Annotated in this window: 22 protein-coding genes and 1 pseudogene; 10 read left to right on the top strand and 13 right to left on the bottom strand. The window is 61.7% G+C overall.

The features are described 5' to 3' along the window. Positions 1–90 precede the first annotated feature (90 nt). Positions 91–972 carry a hypothetical protein gene (locus tag EV281_RS15735; RefSeq protein WP_245508271.1) on the top strand — a complete coding sequence of 294 codons (882 nt, stop codon included), beginning with the start codon at positions 91–93 and terminating at the stop codon, positions 970–972. A 24-nt stretch (positions 973–996) separates the two neighbouring features. On the opposite strand, the gene EV281_RS15740 is transcribed toward EV281_RS15735, so the two are convergent. Together EV281_RS15740 and EV281_RS15745 are read right to left on the bottom strand one after the other, a co-directional pair. Continuing rightward, positions 997–2,865, bottom strand: a complete 1,869-nt coding sequence (locus tag EV281_RS15740) for an ABC transporter ATP-binding protein (RefSeq protein WP_132654004.1) — start codon at positions 2,863–2,865, stop codon at positions 997–999. 179 nt (positions 2,866–3,044) lie between these two features. Continuing rightward, on the bottom strand, positions 3,045–3,944 hold the full coding sequence (locus EV281_RS15745; protein WP_132654005.1) for a LysR family transcriptional regulator: 900 nt from the start codon (positions 3,942–3,944) through the stop codon (positions 3,045–3,047). Between the two features lie 119 nt (positions 3,945–4,063). On the opposite strand from EV281_RS15745, the gene EV281_RS15750 reads away from it, so the two are divergent. After that, positions 4,064–5,458 carry an MFS transporter gene (locus EV281_RS15750; RefSeq protein ID WP_184326876.1) on the top strand — a complete coding sequence of 465 codons (1,395 nt, stop codon included), beginning with the start codon at positions 4,064–4,066 and terminating at the stop codon, positions 5,456–5,458. Positions 5,459–5,563: 105 nt separating this feature from the next. On the opposite strand, the gene EV281_RS15755 is transcribed toward EV281_RS15750, so the two are convergent. The 8 genes from EV281_RS15755 to EV281_RS15790 all read right to left on the bottom strand — a co-directional run bounded on the left by EV281_RS15755 (position 5,564) and on the right by EV281_RS15790 (position 15,402). Beyond that, positions 5,564–5,983 (bottom strand): GFA family protein, encoded by a 420-nt coding sequence (locus tag EV281_RS15755; protein WP_132654006.1) that lies wholly within the window; start codon positions 5,981–5,983, stop codon positions 5,564–5,566. A gap of 383 nt (positions 5,984–6,366) precedes the next feature. Continuing rightward, the gene (locus EV281_RS15760; RefSeq protein WP_132654007.1) at positions 6,367–6,840 is read right to left on the bottom strand and encodes a VOC family protein; all 474 of its coding nucleotides are present in this window, start codon (positions 6,838–6,840) and stop codon (positions 6,367–6,369) included. A gap of 188 nt (positions 6,841–7,028) precedes the next feature. Beyond that, complete coding sequence (locus tag EV281_RS15765) at positions 7,029–8,009, bottom strand: SDR family oxidoreductase (protein WP_132654008.1); 981 nt, start codon at positions 8,007–8,009, stop codon at positions 7,029–7,031. A gap of 90 nt (positions 8,010–8,099) precedes the next feature. Then, positions 8,100–10,217 (bottom strand): hybrid sensor histidine kinase/response regulator, encoded by a 2,118-nt coding sequence (locus EV281_RS15770; RefSeq protein WP_132654009.1) that lies wholly within the window; start codon positions 10,215–10,217, stop codon positions 8,100–8,102. Further along, positions 10,186–11,694: an ATPase domain-containing protein gene (locus EV281_RS15775; protein ID WP_132654010.1), complete on the bottom strand. Its 1,509-nt coding sequence runs from the start codon at positions 11,692–11,694 to the stop codon at positions 10,186–10,188. The genes EV281_RS15770 and EV281_RS15775 overlap by 32 nt, the downstream gene beginning before the upstream one ends. 106 nt (positions 11,695–11,800) lie before the next feature. Next, a complete protein-coding gene (locus tag EV281_RS15780) occupies positions 11,801–12,964 on the bottom strand; it encodes a M20 aminoacylase family protein (RefSeq protein WP_132654011.1) in 1,164 nt (387 codons plus the stop codon). Positions 12,965–12,967: 3 nt separating this feature from the next. Beyond that, complete coding sequence (locus tag EV281_RS15785) at positions 12,968–14,206, bottom strand: Zn-dependent hydrolase (RefSeq protein ID WP_132654012.1); 1,239 nt, start codon at positions 14,204–14,206, stop codon at positions 12,968–12,970. Beyond that, a complete protein-coding gene (locus EV281_RS15790) occupies positions 14,203–15,402 on the bottom strand; it encodes a diaminopropionate ammonia-lyase (RefSeq protein ID WP_132654013.1) in 1,200 nt (399 codons plus the stop codon). The genes EV281_RS15785 and EV281_RS15790 overlap by 4 nt, the downstream gene beginning before the upstream one ends. Positions 15,403–15,504: 102 nt before the next feature. On the opposite strand from EV281_RS15790, the gene EV281_RS15795 reads away from it, so the two are divergent. From EV281_RS15795 to EV281_RS15805, 3 genes and pseudogenes are all read left to right on the top strand, one after another. After that, positions 15,505–15,969, top strand: a complete 465-nt coding sequence (locus EV281_RS15795; RefSeq protein ID WP_132654014.1) for an Lrp/AsnC family transcriptional regulator — start codon at positions 15,505–15,507, stop codon at positions 15,967–15,969. 27 nt (positions 15,970–15,996) lie between these two features. Next, positions 15,997–16,062, top strand: a pseudogene (locus EV281_RS15800) (adenylyl-sulfate kinase); the annotation flags it as partial. 91 nt (positions 16,063–16,153) lie between these two features. Beyond that, complete coding sequence (locus tag EV281_RS15805) at positions 16,154–16,975, top strand: class I SAM-dependent methyltransferase (protein ID WP_132654015.1); 822 nt, start codon at positions 16,154–16,156, stop codon at positions 16,973–16,975. A gap of 20 nt (positions 16,976–16,995) precedes the next feature. On the opposite strand, the gene EV281_RS15810 is transcribed toward EV281_RS15805, so the two are convergent. After that, positions 16,996–18,339: an FAD-binding oxidoreductase gene (locus EV281_RS15810; protein ID WP_132654016.1), complete on the bottom strand. Its 1,344-nt coding sequence runs from the start codon at positions 18,337–18,339 to the stop codon at positions 16,996–16,998. Positions 18,340–18,592: 253 nt separating this feature from the next. Here EV281_RS15810 and EV281_RS15815 point away from each other — a divergent pair, with 253 nt between their 5' ends. From EV281_RS15815 to EV281_RS15835, 5 genes are all read left to right on the top strand, one after another. After that, a complete protein-coding gene (locus EV281_RS15815; RefSeq protein ID WP_165911898.1) occupies positions 18,593–19,327 on the top strand; it encodes a glycosyltransferase family 25 protein in 735 nt (244 codons plus the stop codon). Positions 19,328–19,633: 306 nt separating this feature from the next. Further along, positions 19,634–20,776: a glycosyltransferase family 4 protein gene (locus tag EV281_RS15820; protein ID WP_245508272.1), complete on the top strand. Its 1,143-nt coding sequence runs from the start codon at positions 19,634–19,636 to the stop codon at positions 20,774–20,776. Further along, complete coding sequence (locus EV281_RS15825; protein WP_132654018.1) at positions 20,754–21,683, top strand: glycosyl hydrolase family 43; 930 nt, start codon at positions 20,754–20,756, stop codon at positions 21,681–21,683. The genes EV281_RS15820 and EV281_RS15825 overlap by 23 nt, the downstream gene beginning before the upstream one ends. A gap of 98 nt (positions 21,684–21,781) precedes the next feature. After that, positions 21,782–22,555 (top strand): sugar phosphate isomerase/epimerase, encoded by a 774-nt coding sequence (locus EV281_RS15830; RefSeq protein WP_245508273.1) that lies wholly within the window; start codon positions 21,782–21,784, stop codon positions 22,553–22,555. Positions 22,556–22,700: 145 nt separating this feature from the next. Then, positions 22,701–23,948, top strand: a complete 1,248-nt coding sequence (locus tag EV281_RS15835) for a glycosyltransferase (protein ID WP_132654019.1) — start codon at positions 22,701–22,703, stop codon at positions 23,946–23,948. A gap of 11 nt (positions 23,949–23,959) precedes the next feature. Here EV281_RS15835 and EV281_RS15840 read toward each other — a convergent pair whose 3' ends face one another. Then, positions 23,960–24,226 (bottom strand): hypothetical protein, encoded by a 267-nt coding sequence (locus tag EV281_RS15840; RefSeq protein WP_132654020.1) that lies wholly within the window; start codon positions 24,224–24,226, stop codon positions 23,960–23,962. Then, the gene (locus EV281_RS15845; RefSeq protein ID WP_132654021.1) at positions 24,223–24,492 is read right to left on the bottom strand and encodes a hypothetical protein; all 270 of its coding nucleotides are present in this window, start codon (positions 24,490–24,492) and stop codon (positions 24,223–24,225) included. The genes EV281_RS15840 and EV281_RS15845 overlap by 4 nt, the downstream gene beginning before the upstream one ends. Between the last annotated feature and the right edge of the window lie 119 nt (positions 24,493–24,611).

A 24,611-nucleotide genomic window follows, 5' to 3' on the forward strand; every position in this document is an offset into this window, starting at 1 on the left:
GCCGTAGCTTGCTTAATTCAACCTTGCCTGGAGAGATCCGTGACCTCCATATCAACCGCAATGCGTTTCGCCCCGGATGCAGCGAAGGTTTTGACCGTCGAAGCCATTGTGGAAAATCGCCTTTATGCGTTCGCCTTAAGGGATGCCGCGCTGAAGCTCATTGCCATGCACGACGCCGCGCCTCGTATCGTCCGCTATACCGCAGATATGAAACGATGGCTGCTGACGCAGTCGATTGTGGCTTTTCATTTTCAGCGCGTTACATCGCCGTCTCATCCGGGCCTTACGGCCGCCAAGCTGAACGCCCTCATCGCCGAGAGCGAAGTTGCCTCAAAGAACACGGCGTTCGCGCATCTCGCAGAGATGCGCAATTACGGTCTCCTGGTTGATACTCATGAAAGCGGAGACAGGCGCGTTCGCCAGCTCAGAATTTCCGACACCGCCGAAGCCTTGATCCGCGAATGGTTCGACGAACATCTGAAATCACTCGACATGCTCGATCGGGGCACGCGATTCTCACGATCATCGGCCGATCGGCGCCTGCTCTGGTATGCGCAGCCAAGAATGTCGGAGAGCCTCTTTCACGATCCAGACTGGGCCAGCCCGCCGCAAACGGTGGATGCTTTCGTTCGAACTGCTTCCGGCAGCAACATCCTGCACGATCTGATGTCTCGAGTTTCGCCGGAGCAAGAGCTGGAAACGCGCATGTCTGTTGGCCCTTTGCGCATCGGAGAATTCTTCAAGCGATACGCCATCTCCCGAACCCACGCGCGGCGCCTTTTCGATCGCGCTCAGCTGCTTGAGGCTTGTGGATGGGACCTCGCCGGTGAGCGCAGTGGTTTCTGGATTGGGGCAGGGCTGATCCGTGACTATCGACATTGGCAGGCGGTCAAGTTTGCCGCCATCGACGAAGCGTTCGAATGGGCCTGTCGTCAAGTATCCGAGCCGGCCGGTCGGCAACGAGAGGCTTGATCCCCCGGCGTCCGCTGCCATGTGCTAACCCGGCGGATCCTCTTCAATCTCCTCCGGGATAAACCCACCCGTCTGCCGCCGCCACAGGCGCGCGAACAGGCCGTCGCCTTCGATCAGGTCTTCCGGCCGGCCTTCCTCGATGATGCGGCCGTGGTCGAGCACGACGATGCGGTCCATGCTGGAAATTGTGGAGAGCCGGTGGGCGATGGCGATGACGGTTTTTCCTTCCATCACCAGGTTCAGCCGTTCCTGGATGGCGGCTTCGGATTCGCTGTCGAGCGCCGATGTAGCCTCGTCGAGCACGAGGATCGGCGCGTTCTTGAGGAGTACGCGGGCGATCGCCACGCGCTGGCGCTGGCCGCCCGACAGCTTGATGCCGCGGTCGCCGACATAGGCCTCGTAGCCCTTGCGGCCTTCGCTATCGGCGAGATCGGCGATGAAGAGATCGGCGCTCGCCATCTTCGCCACGCTCTCAATCTCCTCCTGTGTCGCCTCCGGCCGGCCGTAGCGGATGTTGTCGCCGACCGAGCGGTGCAGGAGCGCCACATCCTGGGCGATGACGCCGATGGCGCGGCGCAGGCTCGACTGGGTCACAGTGCGGATATCCTGGCCGTCGATGAGGATGGCACCGTCCTTGATGTCGTAGAAGCGCAGAAGCAGATTGGCGAGTGTCGTCTTGCCCGCACCGGAGAGGCCGACGAGCCCAACTTTTTCGCCGGGCCGGATCGTCAGCGACAGATTGTCGATGACGGACTTGCCGGACTTGTAGGCGAAGCTGACGTGCTCGAAGCAGATTTCCCCCGATGGCACGGCAAGCTCTCTCGCATCCGGCCGGTCGATAATGGTCGGCGGCGTCGTCATGACCGGCATGGCGTCCTTGATGGTGCCGATCGCCTGGAAGATTTGCTGGCCCATCTGCAGGAAAGTGAAGGTGTGGCCGGACAAGCGGTTCAGAACGTAGACCGCACCGGTGAACTCGCCGATCGTGACGAACCCGTCGACAAGCCCCGTAAAGCCGATCGACAGGATTGCCAGCCAGTGCATCATATTGAGGACGACAACGGTCAGTTCCGCCGTGCGATAGATGCGCTGTTCGCTTTGCTGTGCCTTGATCGCTTTGCCGATGATGCCGCGGATGGCGCCGGCTTCGCTGTCTTCGGCGGCAAATTGCTTCACCATCTGCATATTGGCGTAGAGATCGGTGATCGCGCCGGAAATCAGGCTGCGTCGTTTGGCGGAGCGGCGCGAGCGCTCGGTGAAGACCGGAGCCAGCCTGACGGCAAGCAGGATATTGAGCGTGATCCAAACGATGGACGGCAGGGCCAGCGGCCAAGATAGCGCGCTCAGAAGGATGACGGAGCCGACCATCTGCATCACGAAGCGCGGAATGGACTGGAACGCTGAAATGACCTGCTGCTGGACGGCTGTAGCCACCTGCTGCAGGCGCGAGGCAACCTGTCCGGCATAGAGATCGTGGAAGAAGGCGAGATCCTGGCGCTCTACGGCCCTGTGGCCCTGCCACTGAATGGCTGCGGGCATGCCGATGCCGAGCGTGTGCGAAGTCAGCGTGTTGACCAGGAAGGAGGTTATTGGAATGCCGGGAAAGAGCAGCAGGCCGAGAAAAGTCAGCAGCGGCCATTCGTTGTGCAGGAAAGCAGGTGCGCCCTGCTGCGTTACGCCATCAACGATGACCGTCAGCCCCCAGACGATTGTCAGATTCATGGCCTCGATCGCCATAGTTGAAAGCGCGAGCGCAATCAGCACGCCACGGAACATCGAGATGAAGTGCAGGAGCACCGTCAAAGGCCCCTTCGACGGCAGCGGCCGGTAGGGAATATCGAGCGGCCGGATCAGCGTTTCGAAGGGACGGTAGATCGCATCTGAAATCGACATGATCGACTTGAGCCTCTCGGATCGGAAATCGGGAAGGTGGAGGACTCGGCTACGCGGACTGCATGGAATCACCTTCCGGCTGCAATCTCAATTAGAAATTTTGGAGATCTCCCTGCGCTCCGGTAACGCGATCTGGCCGCGATACGCCAGAGCGGCCATTCTTCGATCAGAACGTGCATTCAGTTCATTGTCTTGAACGTTTCAAAAATCAGCGCTCTCAGCCAGCGATGAACAGGATCTGCGTCCATTCGAGGATGCCACGCCTGTACGACGTTGAAACCAGGCACGGCGACCGGCAGGTCAAATGTCTCGATCTGGTTTGTCTCGACGGATTTGCGATAGGAATTCGGAATCGCGCCGATCAAATCGGAAGCCGCCGCAACCGCGATGACAGCTGGAAAGCTTGGCACGATCAATCTGACATCGCGGTAAACGCCGAGTTCGGCGAGCGCCCTATCAACCGGACCGGCGAAATCCGCTTGCGGTGAGAAGAGGACATGGCCCCATGCGGCATAGTTTTCGACCGTGATCTGATCGGCGTCGAAAATCGGATGTCCCACCCTCGCGAGACCGACATATCGATCTTCAAAAAGGGTCTGGCAACGCAGTTCCCCGCTGTTCGTCGGCAGGACGCCGATATCCAGATCCACGGCCGCGTCTCTCAAGGATTGAACATCCTTGTCGGATCTCGGCGCGAACCGAAGCCTTATCCCTGGCGCCGCGTTCGCGACGGCGGCGCTCAGGCGCGCGGCAAAGATAAGTACGAATGCCTCATTGGCACGGATCGTGAAATCACGCTGGACCTGGCCGATTTCTACTGATGACGGCGGACTGAGCACCGCCTTCACAGCCTCGTTCAACGAATGCACTTCCTGGGCAATCGCTAGGGCGTGCGGAGTGGCGACCATGCCGCGCCCGGCCGGCACAAGGATGGGATCGCCGAGTGCGATCCTCAAGCGCGACAGCGTCCGGCTCATGGCGGAGGTGCTAAGGCCAAGACGGCGCGCGGCGCCAGATACGCTTCTCTCGCGCAGCAGCGCATCCAGCGCCACCAGAAGGTTGAGATCGAGATCGGACATGACTTTCTTGTATCATGTGTGGCGTTACGCGCAATAGTCAGTTGATTCTGTTGCGTCTGGCGCGGTTATCAGGAAGAGTCTACCTATTCGGCCGTCCGACAATTATTGGGAGTTTCTCAATGTCCCTTGCTTCCACCGCACCGATCTCTGAGGACGGCCTGGCATCGCCTCGACGGTATCTGGCCATCGCACTCATACTTTCGACAATCGTTCTCGTCGTTCTGGACGGAGCGATCGCCAACGTCGCCTTGCCGTCGATCGCGCTCTCGCTGCATGCGGAAGCCGGCAGCACCGTATGGGTCGTCTCTGCCTATCAGCTGGCCGTGCTGGTCGCCCTTCTGCCGTGCGGCGCGCTCGGGGAAATCTATGGCGCGCGGCGGGTCTTTCTGATCGGCGTCGCGCTGTTCACCGCGGCTTCAGCTGCCTGCGCCTTCGCGGGCGACCTCTCCTTGCTGATCCTTGCCCGTTTCATGCAGGGCCTTGGCGCGGGTGCGATCATGGCGCTTGCGATGATGAACCTGCGCTCAGCCTTGCCGCAGCACATGCTCGGTCCGATCATCGGCGTCAATGCCATGGTCATCGCCATTTCTTCCGCTGCCGGCCCCGGCATTGCAGGCGCGATCCTTTCAGTCACGAGCTGGCCCTGGCTGTTTGCGGTCAATATACCGCTCGGCATCATTGTCTTGCTCAGCGGCGGCCTGCTGGGCAAGGTGCAGGGCACGAACCGGAAGCTGAACGCCAAGGCCTTGCTGGCCAACACGTTGATGTTCATCCTCTTCTTCTGCGGCACCGACCAGATAGCCAATGCGCCGGCAGTTGGCACGGTCCTCATCGCTGCATCGATCGTTTGCCTTTTCATCCTGCTGCGCCTGGAACGCAACAGCGCTGCCCCGATCATTCCGACGGATCTGCTGGCGGCACCGGCATTCCGCGTGGCGGTCATTGCCTCCATATCCTGCTTCTGCGGCCAGATGCTGAGCTACATCGCGCTGCCGTTTTATCTTCAACACAGGTTGCACATGACACCGGTTCTGGCCGGTCTCTACATGATGCCCTGGCCTGTTGCGACCGCGATCATCGCGCCGGTTTCGGGACGTCTGGCAAACCGCGTCAAGACAGCATGGCTTTGCGCCACAGGCGGCGCACTGTTAAGTGCCGGCCTGCTTGTGGCCGTTCTCGGCCCGGCCGATCCTAGAGGCATCGCGTTTGTAGCCGGCACTGTCATCGCCGGCCTGGGTTTCGGACTGTTCCAGACGCCGAACAACCGTATTCTGCTTCTGTCGGCACCGAAAGCCAGAAGCGGCGCGGCAGGCGCGGTGCAGGGCACGGCGCGACTTCTCGGCCAGGCTCTGGGCGGAATCTCGATGTCAATCATCTTCGCAACGCTGCCGCTCTCCGCCGCGCCCGAATTTGCAGTGGTCATCTCCGCCGGCTGCGCGGCGATTGCAAGTCTGGTCAGCCTGAGCCGTGCCCGTTACGAGCTGATGGGGGCTTCAGGAAATAGCTCTCGATAAGCGCCCTGTCCCGCGAAGGGGCGATTGCGGTGATATTGGGCCTGTACCGAACCGTGTGAGGTGCAGGCCAGTTCCGCTTTCAAGGCGGGTAAGGATGGCGAGGCTTCAATCTGCGTGCCTGATAACGCTGCCCTGCTGAAAATGCTCGCCGGCGTCTTCGATCCGCACCCAATGGTGCTTCGACCGCTCGAAGATCGATTTGGCGGGAACAGGCAGCAGGCTGGTATTATCCAGCGCTCCGAGCGCCACGCCGATCATCGTCGGAAGATTGTCCGTTTTCCAACAAACCGATGAGCCACAGTCCGGGCAGAAATAGGAATGCACCTTTCCGCCGCTCGCCGCATCGCGCGTGTATTGCCTGGCCGTTCCCGAGATGGTGACGGCTTCGGCTGGGTAGAAGGCGCCGGCGCCGAAGGGGGCGCCTGTTCGCCTCTGGCATTCGATGCAGTGACAGGCGATCACCGCTTTTGGTTCGTCCGGCAGCGTCAATCTGAGTGCACCGCAGCTGCATCGGGCATTGGCCATCGGGATACTCCTTTTGCGATGGGGGAAGATTTCGGGATTTTATGGAAGATGCCGGGCGCCCAACCGGATACGCACGCCTTGAAACGACGGCGGTTGCTATCAGCTGCGGCTATTCTTGAAGGTGCCGCGAAAGATCCAGCTGAACATGCCGTGAAAGGATATGCCGAAGCGATTACCTGCTGCTCAAATTATCAGGAGTAGAACCGGACGGCAAAATCTAAATTTCTCTCAGCGATTGACTTTAAAACGCGGAAATCGACGAAGTTTGAAGAATTGTCGGCTCTAGCGAAAAGCCGGCACCTGTGGAACAGGTCCGGCTGTTTTCGAAGGATCGGACCGATCGGCTGCCCGAGTGCCGCGATCTATTGCAAGGACCCGCTGCCTCAGCCGCGGCGGGCCGCTTCGATCGCTGCAACGTCGATCTTGCGCATGGTCATCATCGCGTCGAAGGCCCGCTTTGACGCAGGCCCACCGGCGGCAAGCGCTTCCATCAGGACACGCGGGGTGATCTGCCAGGAGACGCCCCATTTATCCTTACACCAGCCGCAGGCGCTTTCCTCGCCGCCATTATTGACGATGGCGTTCCAGTAGCGGTCGGTTTCCTCCTGAGTTTCCGTCGAGATCTGGAAGGAGAAGGCTTCATTGTGCTTGATCTCAGGTCCGCCATTCAGGCCGATGCAGGCAACGCCGCAGACCGTGAAATGGACAACCAGAACGTCTCCTTGCTGGCCGGCCGGATAGTCGCCGGGGGCTCGATGAATGGCGCCGACGCTGCTGTCCGGAAAGGTTTCGGCGTAAAAGCGGGCTGCTTCCTCGGCGTGCTTGTCATACCAGACGCAGATCGTGTTCTTTTGCATGGTGCGGTCCTTTGCCGTTTGTCTCGTCCCGCAGTGACATAAGGGGTGAACCGGTTTTCGCCAGCCCCGGCGCGCTATTTAAAGCCCAGCGGCCGCTATCCCCAGAACCACGACTTGTTGACCTCGGTCCTCGCCGCCGCGACAAACGTCTGACGAAGGGACTGCGCGAGGTCATGAAGTGCCTTCGGTTAGCCCAGCGCGCTTTGTTCGGCGCAGATGCGGTCGATCAGGGCATCGAACGCGCCCTTCGGCGGACGACCTTTGGCGAAACGCTGTTTGAGATGCATGATCGGCTCGGCGAGGATTTCGTCGAGGCTTTCGGCGCAGGTGAAGTCGCCGGCGACGCTCTTGACCTTGGAATTATCGAAAATCGCCGTCCAGGCCTTGTCACCGGTCAACGGGCCGATCCATTCCGGATTGTATTTGACCAGCGTATCCGTCGGCACATGCACGATCTTTGCCTCGACGCCGAGCAGGCGGGCGATCGCCTTCTGGATATCGTCCCAGATGTGGGCACGATCATTGGTGATGTGGAAAATGTCCTGCAGCGCCTTCTGCTTGCCGAACAGGCCGACGAAGGGCACGGCGAAATCCGCCGAGCGGGTCAATGTCCAGGGGGTGTGGCCGTCGCCGGCCACGATGGTTGGCTCGCCATCCAGCATACGCCGCGCCATGATATCGCTATCGCCCATCATGATCGGCAGGCCGGTGCGGACGGTGTGGCTGGGGCGCACGATCGTCCAGGCGAGATTATCGGCCTTCTTCAGCAATTCTTCGCAGGCAATCTTGGCCTGGCTATAGGGCCAGTAGGGGTTGATCGCCGGCGTTTCCTCGGTGATCACGTAATGGCGTGCCGGTTTTTCATAGACCGAGGCCGAGGATATGAAGATGTACTGGCCGCAATGGCCCGAGAAGATCTCGATGTCGCGGGCAATCTGGTCGGGCGTGAAGGCGATGAACTGGGCGACGACGTCGTAATTGGCTTTGGCGAGATCGGCATAGGCTGATGATCCAAGCTCGCCGACAATCGAGGTGACACCCGCGGGCAGCGGATCGCCTCTCAGGCCGCGGTTGAAGACGCTGACATCATGGCCCTCGGCGACGGCGCGCTCGACGCAGGGGTAGGAAATCTGGCCGGTGCCGCCAATGAAAAGGATTTTCAGAGCCATGTGGGAGACCTCGGTTCGGAAGTGGCGGAATTATCGATAATCTTCATAGCGCGAAAGAGATGGGGCGTCTCGCGGAAAATAACCGATAGGCTAAGACAACGGGTGTGGGTCTGCCGGCGGCCGGGCAGGACTCGATTTAGGCGCGACCATCAGTTTGCCGATTTCCAGAGCCAGCTGATCCTGGGTGTAGGGCTTTCCAAGCTTGGCGACGTCGAGGTCCAGCCCGGGCGGGAGTTCGGCATATCCTGAGGCAATGAGGATAGGCAAGCCGGGTGCGATCCTACGGGCGGCTTTGGCGAGGTCTCCACCGGTCATGCCGGGCATGGAGTAATCAGTGATCATCAGGTCGAAGTTCCCACCGTTGCCGAGGCACTCGAGCGCTTCTCTTGCCGAGTGAGCCTCGACCACTTCATGGCCGAGATCGGTGAGCATGTCGGCCGAGCTCATAGCGATGAGAACGTCGTCGTCGACGAGCAGAATGCGCTTCGGGCTTTGGACCTTGTCAGCGTCAGCCGGCAGCGGATGATCAGATTCGGTACGGGCTCGGGCCGATGTGGAGACGGGGATCCAGAGTTCGGCCGTCGTGCCCTTGCCCGGGGCGCTTTCCAGTTTGAGGTCACCCTTCAATTGCAGGGCGAGGCCATGGATCATGGAGAGCCCGAGGCCCGTTCCCTTGCCCAATTCCTTTGTCGAGAAGAAAGGCTCTATGGCCCTTTGCAGCGTTTCCTTGTCCATGCCATGCCCTTGGTCGGCCACGGTCAGGACGACGTAGCTGCCGGCGGCGAGTTCATCGGTCGGTGCAGTCTGCTTCTCCTGCCTCAGCGCAATGCGGATCGTGCCGCCATCAGGCATTGCATCGCGAGCGTTGACGGCAAGATTGAGCAGGGCCAACTCGACCTGGTTGGCGTCTGCCGACACCAGAGGAAGATCATCGGGAACCGTGGTTTCGATCATGATGGTCGAGCCGACGGAGCGCTTCAAGAGGTCCGTCATGCCGAGCACGAGCGCGCGCAGGTCGACCGGATCGATGTGCAGGTCCTGTCGCCGCGCAAAGGCGAGCAGCCTCTGAGTGAGAGAGGCACCGCGCTTGGCCCCCTGCAGAGCGCCATCGATGAGGCGGCAGGCCTTGGGGTCGTTTCCGACATACTTGCGCAGCAGTTCGAGATTGCCGAGCACGGCCATCAAGAGATTATTGAAGTCGTGCGCCACGCCACCGGTGAGCTGGCCGATCGCCTCCATCTTCTGGGCCTGGCGGAGCTGCTCTTCGGCACGTTCGCGCTGGCTGACTTCCGCCATGACCGCGGCGTGTGCCCGTTCCAGCTCGCGCGTGCGTTCGGCGACCTTTTCCTCGAGGATTTCATTGAGCTGGCGCTGGTGTTCCTCGGCTTGCAGCCGAGCGGTAATATCGGCTGAGACGCCAACCAGCTTGATGCCTTTTCCCGACCGGTCCCTGTGGAGCTGCGCCCGCATTTCGGCCCAATGAACAGAGCCGTCCCTCCAGACCGTCCGGTATTCGACGGAATAGTCCGCGCCGGTTTCGACAGTCGCGTCCATTGCAGCCTGCACACGTATCCGGTCATCAGAGTGAACAGACCGCTGCAGATCCTCATAGGTAAAGGGTTCTTCGGGGCGCCGGCCGAAAATGGTCCTGCAGGTTGCCGAGGTCGTCAGCATTCCCGTCGCAAGATCAAGTTCCCAGGCGCCGAGCCGCCCTGCTTCCAGGGCGGTCTGAAGCCGGCGCTCGCCTTCATCGAGGGCCTCGATATGCAACCGGGCCTCGTATTGACGCCGCCGTCCGCGCATGGCGGAACGAGCCACGCTGACAAACGTCGTCGCATGGAACGGCCGTTCGATGAAGCTGACATTGCCCAGGACTTCGGAAAGCCTGGCGGCTGCGGGATTGCGTTCCGGGCCACCGCCTCTGTTGGTCAGAACAATGAAAGGCAGGTCGGACCAGCTCGGCTGCTGCTCGATCCAGGCGGAGATAGCGCGCAGATCGGCCGATCGCAACGCCTCCTCGGTGACGACGGCAAACGCAACGTCGTCATTAAGGGCTTCGGCGAAAGAGGAGAGATCCGGCGCTGTTTTTGTCGGTATGCCCACTTCCCGCAGAAGCGACGCGGCGATCTGCGCATCGCGGCCGATCGGGGCATGGATCAGGCCGATGGCGTTTCTGTTAGGAATTGTCTCTATCCTCTTCTGACACATCAAGAAGCGGTCGTTTTTCATCGACGAATGTCGGAACGCCGCGAAGCACACCCTGGAATCCGGAAAGCGGCTCACCGAGCGTCAGCCCGGCATTTGTGATCCGGAACTCCCTAATGGTCTCCTCATGACCGCCGGTTCGTTTCTTGACCACGGAAATCGCTCGGCGCACTTTTCCTAGCGCCTCGAAATATCGCAGAAGGATGACGGTGTCGGCGAGATAGGTGACATCGATCGGTGCCTTCATGTCTCCGACGAGGCCATGCTGCGCGACGGTGAGAAAGGTATTTGTGCCCTGGCGATTCAGATATTGAAGAAGCTCGTGCATGTGCAGGATAAGAGCATTCTCCTCCGGCATCGATGCCTGATAACCATTGATGCTGTCGATGACGACGGTCTTGGCGTCGTAGCTTGCGACCCGATCCCTGACGCGCTGAGCAAATTCGCCGGGGGACAGCTCGGCCGCATCCAGCTGCTCGATGTGGATCAGCCCTTCATCGCTCATTTTCTCCAGATTAATGCCCAGCGATTTCGTCCGCGTAAACAACAGTCCAAGCTCTTCATCGAAGATGAAAATAGCCGCCTTTTCGCCACGCTTGACTGCAGCATAGGCAAATTGCAGGGCGAACAGGCTCTTGCCGGTGCCGGCTGGGCCGATCAGCAGCGTGCTGGAGCCACGCTCGATTCCGCCGCCCAGAAGATGGTCCAATTCCTCGATGCCACTTGAAAGTGTCGATCTGTCAAAGCCCTTCTTGTGCTCGATCGCCCGTAACCGCGGAAAGACAGACACGCCGCCGGTTTTGATGACGAAATCGTGGTAGCCGCCACGAAAGGATTGGCCACGATACTTGACGACCCGCAGTCGCCGACGCTCCGAGCCGTAATTCGGTGCAAGCTGTTCGAGGTGGATCACCCCATGAACGACGCTGTGGACGGTCTTGTCGAGAATATCCGAGGTCATGTCGTCGAGGAGCAGGACCGTAGCATCCGACCGGGCGAAGAAATGCTTCAGCGCAAGGATCTGCCGGCGATAACGCAGCGAGCTTTGGGCAAGCAGCCTGATTTCAGAGAGGCTGTCAATGACGACCCTCTGCGGTTTTGCCCGCTCGAAAGCTTCGAAGATCAGCTTGGTGGTTTCGCCCAACTCAAGATCGGAGGAATAAAGAAGGCTCTGCTGCTGATCTGCATCGAGCAGGCTTTCAGGGGGCACGAGCTCGAAGATTTCGATGCGGTCGCCGAGCTTCATTCCGTGCGAGGCGGCGCTATCGCGCAGCTCTTCCTCGGTTTCGGAAAGACTTATATAGAGACAGCGCTCATTCAGAGCTGCGCCTTCAAACAAAAATTGCAGGGCAATGGTGGTTTTTCCAGTGCCGGGCGAGCCTTCCACCAGGAATACATGCCGGCGTGTAAACCCTCCGAATAATACATCGTCCAAACCGGCTATACCGGTTTCGGCTTTCTTGCTCAGAACTTTATCCATACTGCCTCCATAGTCGTCCAAGAATTAGGGCAGGAGGTTTCGGGAGCAAGACTGCCGCCGACCTGGATTTAGCCGATGTCGAGCAATCTGAAGCGGGCCTGTCGTTTCAACTCGCAGTCACCAGCGGAAGCCGCCGGCGTACGATGCTGGCGTGGAACTTCGCTCCATGGAGCAACCCGTCATCGTTGAAATCGAAGGTTGGGTTATGCAGCGGCGCCGAATCCTTTCCGTTGCCGAGAAAGACGTAGCAGCCGGGCTTCAGAGCAAGGAAGCGGGCGAAATCCTCCGATGCTGTCATCGGCTGCTTGCGGATCTCGATGCTCTCGGGCGCGAAGATGTCGCGAGCAGCTGCGAAGGCTTCTTCGGTCAGGGCGGGATCGTTCAGAAGGGGCACGAATTCCCTGGTATAGGTGACCTCGCTTGAGAGATTGTAGGTGAGCGCGGTGCCCTCGGCGATGACGCGCATCTGCTTTTCGATCTCGGCGCTGACATCGGGGTGGAAGCTCCTGCAATCGCCAAGGATGCGGGCGAGGCCTGGCAGCGCATTGCGGGTCCCGTCGGTCAGGAGTTCTGTGACGGAGACGACGCCGATAGCGGTTGGATCGAGGCGGCGGGCGGCGATGGTCTGCAGGTTCATGACCAGTGCGCAGGCGGCGACCAGGACTTCGTTCGTCGCATGCGGGCGGGCGGCGTGGCCGCCGATGCCCTTGAGCACGATTTCGAAATTATCCTCCGCAGACATAAGCGCACCGGCGCGCGTTTGGAAATGGCCTGTCGGCAGGCCGGGCAGATTGTGAATGCCGTAGATCTCGTCGAAGGGAAAGCGTTCGAAAATGCCGTCTTCGATCATGGCGAGTGCGCCCTTGCCCCATTCCTCGGCGGGCTGGAAGACGAAGCGCACCGTGCCGTCGAAGCCGCCGTCTTCGGCGAGCATCCTGGCGGCACCGAGCAGCATGGCGGTGTGGCCGTCATGTCCGCAGGCATGCATGATGCCGGGGTTGCGCGAGGCGTAGGGCCGGTCGGCTTGTTCGGGAATGCGCAGCGCGTCCATATCGGCTCTGAGCGCAACCGAGCGATTGCCGCTGCCGCGCTTCAGCGTGCCGACGACACCGGTGCCGCCGACGCTTTCCGCGACATCGTCCAGGCCGAATTCGCGCAGCTTATCGGCGACGAAGGCGGCCGTCTGCCGTTCTTCGAAACCGAATTCCGGATGGGCGTGCAGGTGGCGGCGCCAGCCGCGCATCTCGCAGACCAGGCGATCGAGATCCATCGGCTATTCCTCCCGCGTCAGGCTGTTCGCCACATCGAGCAGGATGTTCGCGCCGGCGATCATATCATCATCGGCAGTGAATTCCCTGGGGTTGTGGCTGATGCCGGCCTGGCTCGGCACGAAGATCATCGCTGCCGGGGCGATGCGGGCGATCATCTGGGCATCGTGACCGGCGCCGGAGGTCATGCGCCGGCAGGGGAGCGCACGCGCCCTGGCGGCTCTCTCGATCTCCGTGACGATGCGCTCGTCGAACGTAACGGGTTCGAAGCGGGCCAGGCGCTCCACCGAGATTGTCACATCCTCTTCGACGGCGAGTGTTTCGAGGAAGCGGGCGAGGGCAGCCTCTTCCTGCTTGAGCCTGATCTCGTCGGGATCGCGCAGATCGACGGTGAAGATTGCCTTCGAGGGGATGACGTTGATGGCGTTCGGCTGGAATTCCATGCAGCCGACGGTCGCGACCGTCGGCGTGTTCGAGGCCTTGGCGCGCTCACGCAGGAAGGTGATGACGCGGGCAGCCGCGTGGCCGGCATCGCGGCGCATGGAGATCGGCGTCGTGCCGGCGTGATTGGCATCGCCTTCGATCGTCACTTTCTGCCAGGAAATGCCCTGCAGGTTTTCGACGGCGCCGAGGGGAATGCCCTCGCGCTCCAGCACCGGGCCTTGCTCGATATGCAGTTCGATATAGGCGTGCGGCGTCAGGAAACCGGGCTGTTTCTCGCCGGCATAGCCGATGCGCCCAAGCTCATCACCGAGCAGTGACCCGTCGGTTCCAATGGTCGCAAGCGCTACATCGATATCGAGCCCGCCGGCATAGACCAGCGAGCCCATCATGTCGGGTGCATAACGAACGCCTTCCTCATTGGTGAAGGCGGCAAGGACGATCGGGCGGGCGGGCGCGAAGCCAGCCTCCTTCAGCGTTTCCAGGACTTCGAGGCCGGAGAGCACGCCGTAACAGCCGTCATAGATGCCGGCATTGATGACGGTGTCGATATGCGAACCGAGCATCAGCGGCGCACGGCCTTCCGTGCCATCGGGCGTCCAGATGCCGAACATATTGCCGATCTGGTCTATCGCGAGTTCGAGGCCTGCCGCCCTGATCCAGGCGGCGAGCCGGTCGCGGCCCTCCCTATCCGTATCGGATGCGGCAAGGCGGGTGAGGCGGCCTTCGGCATCGCGGCCGATCGCGCCAAGTTCACGGAGCCGGCCGAGCAGCCGCGCGCTGTCTATCGAAAGATTGTTCACGCTGCACCTCGCGACAGGACGTCTTCGGGCGAGAGCCCGACAATATCGCGATATTTGCCGGGATCGGTGGCGCCCTCGGTGTTGACGACGAAGATGCGGGACGACGGATCGATGGAAAGGGCCGCCTTTATCTCGGGGTCGGCAACGGCCTTCAGGAGGCCGGCAAGACCGACGCCGCCGCTTTCGCCTGATATGACGGCGGGATCATTGCCGACCGGGTTGGCAAGGCGCTTCATGATGGCAATGGCATCCTCCTCGTCAACGGTCATGAAGGCATCAGCGGCGCGCGAGAGGATGCGCCAGGCGACCAGCGACGGCTCGTAGCATTCGAGCATCGCCATGACGGTCGGTTCGGCATGCGGCACGGTGACCGGATGGCCGGCGCGGGCCGTCTCGAACAGGCAGGCGGCGCGGGCGGGATCGACGACCGTGAAGATCGGACGCTGCGCCCCAAGCGCGATTGCCAGATGGCCGGCGACGGCAGCGGCAATGCCGCCGACGCCGGACTGGATGAAGACATGTGTCGGCGGGGCGGGCAACTGCCTCAACGCCTCGCGCACCAGCACCGTGTAACCCTGCATGACAAGGCCGGGGATGCGCTCGTAACCCGGCCAGGACGTATCGGAGACGATGGTCCAGCCGCGCTCTTTGGCGACGCGCGCGGCCTCCCGCACCGAGTCATCGTAGCTTCCGGCGACGCGGATTATCTCGGCGCCGAAGCGGGCGATGGCCGCGACGCGTTCGTCGCTGACGCCGGCATGCACGAAGATCGCCGCCCGCGCGCCGATGAGGCCGGCGCCTTGGGCGACCGAGCGACCGTGATTGCCATCGGTGGCGCAGGCAAAACACATGGTTTCGGCGATCTTCCTAATATCGGTCGCGTGCAGTTCGGCCATGTCGACTGGCCGCCCGAGCCTAACTTCGGCCTCTTCGAGGACAATGCGGATGACGGCATAGGCGCCACCCAGCGCCTTGAAACTGCCGAGACCGAGGCGCTTTCCCTCATCCTTCACATGGATGGCGGCCACGCCGGATGCGGCGGCAAGGCCGGGCAGGGAGATCAGCGGGGTTTCGGCATGGTTTTCGCGGTAGCGCAGGTGGTGCTCCACGCCTTCGGCTGCGGCCAGCCCAAGCGTTTCCGCATCGCCCGGCGTGAGCGGCTGCCTGTAATCTGCATTGCTGTTGAGGATGAACATTTGCGCCTCGTTTGCTGTCTGGCGGAAAGATATTGCAGCGTGCACGAAAAAAGGCGCTGATATTTGACCGTTGTTTTGCAAGTTTGTTTCGCGGAGCCCCTCATGCCGGCACAACTCGATGCTTTCGACCGCAAGATCCTCGAGATCCTGCAGCGCGACAATACCACGCCGCAGCGCACGATCGGCGAGGCCGTCAATCTCTCGGCCCCGGCGGTGCAGCGGCGCATCAAGCGCATGACGGAAGAGGGCGTCATCCGGGAAAATATCGCGGTCGTCGATCCCGCCGCCGTCGGCCAGGCGATCACCATATTCGTGGAGGTGGAGGTCATCAGCGAGACAGCGGAGCAGATCGAGCAGGCCAAGCGCGAATTCGCTGCGGCGCCGGAAATCCAGCAATGCTATTACGTGACAGGGGAGGCCGATTTCGTGCTCGTCATCATCGTGCCTTCGATGGCCGATTACGAAGCGCTGACGCGGCGCCTGTTCTTCGGCAACAACAATGTGAAGCGGTTTCGAACATTCGTTGCCATGGACAGGATCAAGGTGGGGCTCTGCGTTCCGATCTAAGCGCGGTTTTGAGGGAGGCGCCTGTTCATGCTGATCATTTTCGGCGGTTTGCCGGGCAGTGGGAAGACGACGATTGCGCGGGCCTTAGCTGATGTGACTGGCTGCGGCATAGTCGGTGAAACAGGGATGCTTGTTGAGTGCGGCAATCGCGGCTAGGTCTGGGCCGATCAGCACGGAGATCGTCATGTCCGGTGAGACGCTTGCCCGATCGTTTGGTCGGAAAGCTTTTGGGCTCAGTCCAGAAAATTATCACCTGGCCCGACCGGCCTATCCGCCGGCGGTTTGGGAGCTCTTGCGGCGGCGGGCCGGATTGCGAGCCGGCATCTCGGTATTGGAGATCGGCGCAGGCACGGGTCTCGCCACCGAACATCTTCTGGCGCATGACCCGCAACGGCTTCTGGCCGTCGAACCGGATTCTCGGCTTGCCGAATTTCTGCGCGCCCGGTTGCTTTGCCCCGAACTCGAAGTGATCGAGCAGCCCTTCGAAGAGCTGAACGAGGCTCCGCAATCCTACGATCTGGTCGTCAGCGCCACTGCATTTCACTGGCTCGATGCCATCCCGGCGCTGCGGCGCATCCATGCTCTGCTTCGCGATGGCGGCGCTGTCGCCTTGATCTGGAACGTTTTTGGCGACAACAGCAGGCCTGATCCATTTCATGAGGCGAGTGCGCATTTATTCGCCGGGCATCGCCCAAGCCCGTCCGGCGGAGGAACGACGCAGACGCCCTACGGGCTCGATAGCGAGGCGCGGCTCAGGGATTTCGAGGCGGCTTCATTCCAGTGCGAGCCGCCCTCTATGTTCGAGTGGACGCTGACACTCGATCCGCCCGCAGTGCGGCGGCTCTATGCGACCTATTCGAATGTCGTGGCATTGGAGGCGGGGAAGCGTGAGAAATTGCTGGACGCGCTGGAAGATCTGGCAAGGGACGATTTCGGCGGCATCGTCACCAGGAACATGACGACGTCGGTTTTTGTCGCGAGGCGCAGGCGGGCGGACGCCCCATAAGGGAGCGGGTTTCGCGCCCCCTAGATCGCCGGCCCCGGCCGAATGCGGCTGCCGTCGTTGAAGCGCGACAGCCGGAAACGGTTGAGGTCGTGGCCGGGGGCGTTGCCCTGGATGAGATCGGAGACCACACGGCCGATGCCCGGGCCGATGCCGAAGCCGTGGCCGCTCAGGCCGGTGGCGACGAAGAGGCCGGGGATTGTCTGTGCGCGATCGACGATCGGTACGATGTCGGGCATGGCGTCGATCATGCCGGCCCAGCTCGCCTTCAGCCGAACGGTTTCGAATTGCGGAAACAGGCGTTTGAAACCGCGTTCGATCGCTGCGAGGCCGGATTTCTCCGGCGCAGGGTTGAGGACGCGCATCCGTTCGAACGGGCTCTCAGCATCCGCCGTCCAGTGGCGCGGGGTCGACCAGCTGTCGGGAAAGCCTTCGGGGGCTGCAAGCGAATAGTGCGTGCCGAGGGGGTGAGCCATGAGCGCCGGCAGGTATTTTGTGGCGTGGCGGAAGGCGTCGGGGCCCAGATGGAGGCGGTGGCTTCCCGGCGCCAGCGTATAGCCGCCGTCCTGCCTGCGGCGGAAGGCGACCTCCGCTCCGGCGGCAGCGCCGCCATGGACTTCGGCCATGGGCTCGGTTGCGGCGACGGTGGCGCGGACGGCGAGCTGCGGGATGGAGATGCCGTGGTTTCTGAGAAAGAGCGACGACCAGGCGCCGCCTGCGACGAGAACGGTCGAAGTTTCGATGCGGCCTGCCTCGGTCCACACACCGCTTACCTTGCCGGCGGAGATATCGAGGGTTCGGGCGGCGCAATTTTCGACGATCGTGACGCCCAGGCGGGCGGCCAGTCGGCCAAGAGCGGGGACTGCGAGCCAAGGCTCGGCGCGCATATCGGACGGCGTGGTCATGGCGCCGGTGAATTTACGGGAGATACCCTTGAAGAGCGCCGAGGTCTGCCCGCTGTCGAGCAGGCGGGTGTCGAGATTGTAGGCGCCGGCGAGCTTCATGAAGGTTTCGAAGCCGGCCATCTCCCTGTCCGAGTTGGCGAGATAGGTGACGCCGGTCTGGTTCAGACCGATGTCCTCGCCGCATTCTTCCGCCAGCTCTTTCCAGAGGCGGCAGGCTTCGATGACGATGGGAAGCTCGTCGGCATCGCGGCCCTGCTTACGGATCCAGCCCCAGTTGCGGGAGGACTGTTCGGCCGCGATACGTCCCTTCTCGACGAGCGTCACGGAGATCCTGCGCTTCGCCAGAAACAGCGCCGTCGTCACGCCGATGACGCCGGCGCCGACGATCACGACGTCGGAAGTTTTCGGAAGCGGGCCATGATGCTGAATGGGATCGTTCAAGGAGAAGGGGAAGGCGGGCAAGCTTGTGAGTCCTGAAGTCTGATCGGCAGGTTACGAGTGCTAGAGGCTCCGGGCCGGCAATTCAAGGTGATATGAGCGGGTTGTCGACCAAGCTACGGACTGAAGAAAATTTTGCCCGGTAACGCTGCGATGCCGAGACAGCAGGTTGCACAGCCGCCGGGGGAAGTGCTAGGCGAGCGTTTTTCGATGGGATGCGCAATCCCGATGCAAGGTGCCCATGGCGGCCTCGAGCAGCAGAAACCCTGGTTGGACGATGAGCATCAGCATTTATGTGATCAATCTCGACCGGTCTGCTGACCGGTGGAAGGCGCTTTCCGATCAGGCCAAAGCCTTGCAGTTCGATCTCGTTCGCATTGCCGGCGTCGATGGGCGAGAGGTTCCCGCAGATCAGCGCAGCGGATTGGATGAGCGTGCCTTTCAGCGCAACAATGGGCGCACCCTGCTGGCGGGAGAATATGGCTGCTACCGGAGCCATCTGAAGGCGCTTGCAGCCTTTCTGGAAACGGGCGCGGCCGCCTGCATCATCGTCGAGGACGATATTGTGCTCAGCGCCGATCTCGTTGCGCGCTCCGAGGCGGCACTTGCAGCCGTGCCCGGCGCCGATGTGATCAAGCTCGTCAACCACCGCATCGTCGGCTTCAGGGCTGTCGCCACCTCCCACGCCGGCGATGAAATCGGCCGGGCGACGCATGGTCCGCAAGGGTCGGCCGCCTGCTATGCTGTGACGCGGATCGGAGCGCTGAAGCTCCTCAAGCAGATGGCCGTCATGCGGTTTCCCTGGGATATGGAACTGGAGCGGGGCTGGGCATCGCGTGCGCAGATCTATACGACGCGCCGGAACGTGACCGATATAAACGAGGGCAGCTCCAATATCGGTACGCGATCCGTTTACAAGGCCACCAAATTTCCCTGGTGGAGGCGGTTGCCGACCTATGCAATCCGCATCACCGAGACGATCAGACGGATCAACTACGCGTTGAAAAGCTGATGTTCCCCGCCAGGGTGCCTGCTCGTGAAGAGGAGCGGCTTGTCTGTCGCCGGCCAAGTCCGGCTCAAGACTTATTGCGGCACTTTCGCGAGCTGTTTCAGTATTGCCTGATCCTGCTGCAATTTTTCGAGAGCTACTTCAGAAAGTTACCTCAAAGATGTTCTTTCTGTGACGTAAAACCTTACGATTCCGTATAGTTATGCAGTCTTGTCCGCGACTGTCCGGCGATGTAGACCATGGCCAGAAGCTATCGAGCAGTGTTTTTGCAACATCTCAACTCGATCGGCCATTGGTCTGAGGTGTATCTTGAGCGCTCGAAATCATTTCGTGGGTGATGAGCACCCGCGTGCCTATGAGGCTGCCCATCCGGCAGCTCTTCATAAGTTGAAAATTCTGCATGTCTTATTCTCTTCCAGAGTTGCGGGATCGGAACGGTACTGCGTCGATCTCGCCAACGGGCAGGCGGCTCTCGGGCACGAGGTGCATGTCGCTGGACGATACGGCTCGCCGATGGCGAAACTGCTCTCCCGAGAGGTTATTTTCCATGGCTTTGGCGTGCCGTTTCTACGCGGTCTCAGGCTGCGGCGACTGGCGGTGCGGGAGGGAATCGAGGTCGCGCATGGGCATCTCAGCCATGGCTGCAAGGCGCTTGCCATGACGCCCGACAACGTCGCCAGGATCGCTACGCTTCATGTCGGGTACAAGACCAGGCAGCACGCCTGCCTCGACGGGGTGATCTGCGTCAACTCCGCTCAGGCAACGCGGCTCGGCACATATGACGGCCAGTCGGCGCTGATTTCCAACTGGCTGCCCGATGTCAAATCCGCCGAAAGCTTCGACCTGCGTGCGCAGCTGAATTTGCCGCGCGACACACGGCTTATCGGCAGCGTCGGGCGTCTGCATCTCAGCAAAGGTTATGACGTGCTGGTGTCGGCCTTCCGGCAGACGGCGCCCGATAATGCCGCTCTCGTCATCGCCGGCGAGGGGCCGCATCGCGCTGCGCTGGAAAAGCTTGCCAAGGGTGATAGCCGCATCCATCTGCCCGGCCATTGCAACAACGTGCCGGGGTTCCTGCGGAACCTGGATCTCTTCGTGTCTCCCTCGCGTGAGGAATCGGCAGGCCTTGCCATTCTCGAAGCCATGCATGAGGGGCTGCCGATCATCGCCACGGCCGCCGAGGGACCCTCGGAATATCTCAGTCGCCACCCGGTGACATTGGTCGAGCCCGGCTCGGTCGAGAAGCTGTCGGCCGCACTTGCCGACGTGCTGAGGGAAGAGTCTGTTGTCCGTCTGTCGCGCGTAAGCTACGACTTGGCTCCCTTCTCTCGATCGGCGGGTATCGGCAATGTTCTGGATTTCTATTCCCGGGTTCTGGCCGGGGCCGCAGGACAGACCGCTACTGCCATCGGCCAGCCACGGTTGATCTATGCGACTAAGGCCCAAGAGTGATTTCTGGCAGGTCGGCATCGTGCCGGCGCCGGCCGAAGCGCTGCTCGATGCCGAGACGCTTGCCGATTGCGCCCGCCGTATCACATGGCTGCCCGATCCCGGCCCGTGGCGCTACCTCGCCGATCCCTTCGCCGTGAAAAGGGGCGAGAACCTGCATGTCTTCGTCGAGGCCTATGACTATCGCACCAAGCATGGCTTCATCGAGCGCCATGAACTGGGGCCGGATCTCGGCTGGCGCGGCAAGGCGGCAGCACTTTCGCGGCCTTTCCATCTCTCCTATCCGTTCCTGATCGAGCGGGAAGGTGAGGTGCTGATGATGCCGGAAAGCCATAAGGCGGGTGAAGTGGCGCTTTACCGGGCGCGCGCCTTTCCGGACGACTGGGTGCGCGAGACCGTGCTTCTGCGGGATATTCCCGCGGCTGAGGCCTGCCTTGTCGAGTATCAGGGCAAATGGTGGATGTTCTACACGGTGGTCGGTTCCGGCGCGCGAGACCAGCGCGAGCTGCATGTCGCCTTTGCCGACAGCCTGACCGGCCCGTGGAAAACTCATCCGCAAAATCCTGTTCTCGTCGATCGCTCCGGCGCCCGGCCGGGCGGCACGCCTTTTGTCGATGCCTGCGGCAAGATCGTGCTGCCGGTTCAGGATTGCAGCATCACTTATGGCGGCAGCCTGCGCTTCCTGCGTTTTGACTTGCTCAGTGAAACGCATGTGATTTCAGAGCATCTGCCGGTGCAGCTGACGGGGGATCTGGCCGCTGCCGATTATCCTGACGGGCTGCACACATTTTCCACCTGCGGCGACCTGACGCTCATCGACGTGAAGCGCATCGACAGATCTTTCGGCCGCCATATCGTCAACCTGAAGCGCAAGCTGCTGCCGAAAGGCGCCCTGCCGGCATCGGGTTGAGGCGACATCGATCGCTGCACCGAGAAAATCCGGTCATTCAATGCTATAGGGGATTCGAGCCGCCTGCGATGGCGGCAATGGCATGATGTGAGCGGCTGATGACAATGACGACCAAGCCGATGCTTTCGCTGCAACTCTTCTCGATGCGCGGCCTTGGAGATTTCGGCACGCAGCTTGAAAAGGCCGCAAGCGCCGGATTTGGCGCGGTCGAGCCGCTCGAGGGGCATCTGCGGGATGTCGATACTCTGCGGGCCGGGCTTGCCGCGAACGGGCTGACGGCACCGTCGGCGCATGTCGGGCTGGAGGCGCTGCGCAGGGAGCGGCAACGCTTTGTCGAGGCTTGCGAGCAGTGCGGTATCGGTCAGCTGTTCGTTCCGCATCCGGGGCCTTCGCTGGTGAAGGATACGAAAGCGGGATGGCAGCGGGTCGGCCATGAACTCGGCGCGCTCGCCGAGCGGATGAAAGCCGATGGCATCGTGCTCGGTTATCACAATATGATGGCGGGCTTCAATCGCACCATCGGCGGGCGCTACGGTTTCGAGCTGATGTTCGAGGCAGCGAGGGGCAGCCCGCTCGTCTGGCAGGCGGATATTGCCTGGCTGGCCCGCGCCCAGCCGAATGCCGGCGAATGGATCAGACACTATGCCGGCGTGCTCACTTCGGTGCATGTGAAAGATCAGGCGCCCGACGACAGGGATCCGCAAGAGGGTGGCTGGGCGAATGTCGGCTCCGGTGTGCTCCTCTGGCCCTCGCTCTGGCGGGCGGCGGTTGCAAGCGGAGTGCGGCTCTTCGTCGTCGAACACGACAATCCGAGGCAGCCCTTCGAATTTGCGGCGCGCAGTTATGCCTATCTCAGCAGGTTTTTGACCTGAAACCTGTGGCGCGATGAGAGGTGATTTCGGGTGTGAACCATCACGCCCCTGCTATGCCTTTAGATATGGCGCAGGGGGGACTTGCGGCAAGACCCGGTTCGAGGCGTAGAACGCTTATCCTGATCAACAGCATCGGGAGAAGAGCATGCGTGTATTATTGTCCACATACGGGTCGCGGGGAGACGTACAGCCGCTGGTCGCGCTGGCTGTGGCTTTGAGGGCAACGGGCGCAGAGGCGATCGTGTGCGCGCCGCCGGATGAGGAATTTGCAGCCTTGCTCGACCGTTTCGGGGTGCCGCTGGCGGCAGCCAATGCGCCGGTGCGGCAGTGGGTCAGCGAGGTGATGAAGAGGAGCGCTGCGGGCGACACGCGCGAGCGTTCCGCCGAAGGCATTTCGGAACGGGCGGCGGGGATCATGGCAGGGCAGGTCGAAGCCCTTTCGGCGGCTGCGGAAAGCTGCGACCTGATTGTCGCGGCGGGTCTCTTTCCCTCGATGGCGGCGGCGCGGCTGGTGGCGGACAGGGCGGGTATCGGCTATTTCGGCGCCGCCTTCTGCCCAATTTTCCTGCCGTCCGAGCATCACAAGCCGCATGCGTTTCCCGGCCGGCCGCATCCGCCAGGGGTGACGGAGAACCGGGCGCTCTGGGATTATGATATCGAAACCAAGAACGTGATGTTCGGCGGAACTTTCAATCGTCTGCGCAGCTCCATGGGCATGGCGCCGGTGGAGAATGTGCGCGATCTCGTTCTGACCCGCCGGCCCCTGCTTGCGGCCGATCCGGTGCTTGGGCCATTGCTGAAGACGGATCTGATCGATGCGGTGCAGACTGGGGCGTGGATGCTTGATGACGATCGGCGGCTGCCACCGGCGCTGGAAGCCTTTCTCGATGCCGGCGACCCACCGGTCTATGTCGGTTTCGGCAGTATGCCGATGCATGCGTTGAGGGATGCCGTCAGTCTGATCCTGTCTGCTATCCGCGAGCAGGGGCGGCGGGCGGTCCTGTCGCAAGGCTGGGCCGGCCTGCTGCCGGACGACGACGGCAGCGATTGTTTCGTCATTGACGAGGCCAATCATCAGGCGCTGTTCACGCGGGTCGCTGCCGTCGTCCATCATGGCGGGGCAGGAACGACGGCAGCAGCCGGGCGGGCTGGCGTACCGCAGGTGGTGGTGCCGCAGATCGCCGACCAGCCTTATTGGGCTGGCCGCGTTGCCGCGCTCGGTATCGGCGTGGCGCATGAAGGGGCTACGCCGACGCTTGAAAGCTTTTCCGGTGCGCTTGCGGCAGCACTCGCACCCGAGATCTGTCAGCGCGCGTCATCCGTCAGCCGGATGATCCGGACGGACGGGGCGATGGTGACCGCAAGGCAGCTTGTTGCGGCAGCCGGTTCGTAACCGGGCCATCGTCAATCCCGCGGCAGCTTGCCGATCAGCAGCTGGTTTGTCCTGCGGTTGCCGCAGCTCTTGCATATCAGGCGGATGCCGATCCTCGCCAGTATCAGATTCTTGCCATAGTGGTAGGCGAGCTCCCGCCGGTCGAGCATCGCCTGGCGCTGGCAGGCCGGGCAGCGGGCGTGAAGCACGTACCATTGCGGCAGGGACGCGAGTGTTTCCCTGTCGGTTGCCACGGCCTCATGGCTGGCGACGAGATCGATGCTGCGGCGGTGTTTCATCTGTTTTCGACAGGGAGATGCTCGATGAGGGGCCGTTCAAGCAGGGAGCGTTCGAAGGCAGGGCGCCAGCCGCGCACCATGCCGCGGCTCATCGCGCCCTCGGCAAGAGCCAGCTGGGCGCGCAGGTGGCGGCAGTCTTGCAGCAGCGTGGCGATGGCGGCCTTGGCATCCTCGTCATGCCAGGAGAGCACGGCCTCGACTTCCCAGCTCAGGTCTTCGTTTTCGATCGTTGGGTTTGATGTCTTCGGGGCCAATTGCGGACGCATGTTCTCATTCTCCTTGCAGAGCACTTCAGTTTCAGATTGTCGGGATGGCGGCCGCCGCGCCACGAATGTTCCTATTATGTTCTCATTTTGGAGAGAGTCAAGCGCAGTGGGAAGGGACT

Origin of the sequence: Rhizobium sp. BK418 (assembly GCF_004341105.1) — a bacterium.
GTDB lineage: Bacteria > Pseudomonadota > Alphaproteobacteria > Rhizobiales > Rhizobiaceae > Rhizobium.

Excerpts from the sequence above, each read along its gene's own strand:
- EV281_RS15740 (WP_132654004.1), bottom strand. The coding sequence starts at position 2,865 with ATGTCGATTTCAGATGCGATCTACCGTCCCTTCGAAACGCTGATCCGG.
- EV281_RS15745 (WP_132654005.1), bottom strand. The coding sequence starts at position 3,944 with ATGTCCGATCTCGATCTCAACCTTCTGGTGGCGCTGGATGCGCTGCTG.
- EV281_RS15750 (WP_184326876.1), top strand. The coding sequence starts at position 4,064 with ATGTCCCTTGCTTCCACCGCACCGATCTCTGAGGACGGCCTGGCATCG.
- EV281_RS15755 (WP_132654006.1), bottom strand. The coding sequence starts at position 5,983 with ATGGCCAATGCCCGATGCAGCTGCGGTGCACTCAGATTGACGCTGCCG.
- EV281_RS15760 (WP_132654007.1), bottom strand. The coding sequence starts at position 6,840 with ATGCAAAAGAACACGATCTGCGTCTGGTATGACAAGCACGCCGAGGAA.
- EV281_RS15765 (WP_132654008.1), bottom strand. The coding sequence starts at position 8,009 with ATGGCTCTGAAAATCCTTTTCATTGGCGGCACCGGCCAGATTTCCTAC.
- EV281_RS15770 (WP_132654009.1), bottom strand. The coding sequence starts at position 10,217 with ATGTGTCAGAAGAGGATAGAGACAATTCCTAACAGAAACGCCATCGGC.
- EV281_RS15775 (WP_132654010.1), bottom strand. The coding sequence starts at position 11,694 with ATGGATAAAGTTCTGAGCAAGAAAGCCGAAACCGGTATAGCCGGTTTG.
- EV281_RS15780 (WP_132654011.1), bottom strand. The coding sequence starts at position 12,964 with ATGGATCTCGATCGCCTGGTCTGCGAGATGCGCGGCTGGCGCCGCCAC.
- EV281_RS15790 (WP_132654013.1), bottom strand. The coding sequence starts at position 15,402 with ATGTTCATCCTCAACAGCAATGCAGATTACAGGCAGCCGCTCACGCCG.
- EV281_RS15795 (WP_132654014.1), top strand. The coding sequence starts at position 15,505 with ATGCCGGCACAACTCGATGCTTTCGACCGCAAGATCCTCGAGATCCTG.
- EV281_RS15805 (WP_132654015.1), top strand. The coding sequence starts at position 16,154 with ATGTCCGGTGAGACGCTTGCCCGATCGTTTGGTCGGAAAGCTTTTGGG.
- EV281_RS15815 (WP_165911898.1), top strand. The coding sequence starts at position 18,593 with ATGAGCATCAGCATTTATGTGATCAATCTCGACCGGTCTGCTGACCGG.
- EV281_RS15825 (WP_132654018.1), top strand. The coding sequence starts at position 20,754 with ATGCGACTAAGGCCCAAGAGTGATTTCTGGCAGGTCGGCATCGTGCCG.
- EV281_RS15830 (WP_245508273.1), top strand. The coding sequence starts at position 21,782 with ATGACAATGACGACCAAGCCGATGCTTTCGCTGCAACTCTTCTCGATG.
- EV281_RS15835 (WP_132654019.1), top strand. The coding sequence starts at position 22,701 with ATGCGTGTATTATTGTCCACATACGGGTCGCGGGGAGACGTACAGCCG.
- EV281_RS15840 (WP_132654020.1), bottom strand. The coding sequence starts at position 24,226 with ATGAAACACCGCCGCAGCATCGATCTCGTCGCCAGCCATGAGGCCGTG.
- EV281_RS15845 (WP_132654021.1), bottom strand. The coding sequence starts at position 24,492 with ATGCGTCCGCAATTGGCCCCGAAGACATCAAACCCAACGATCGAAAAC.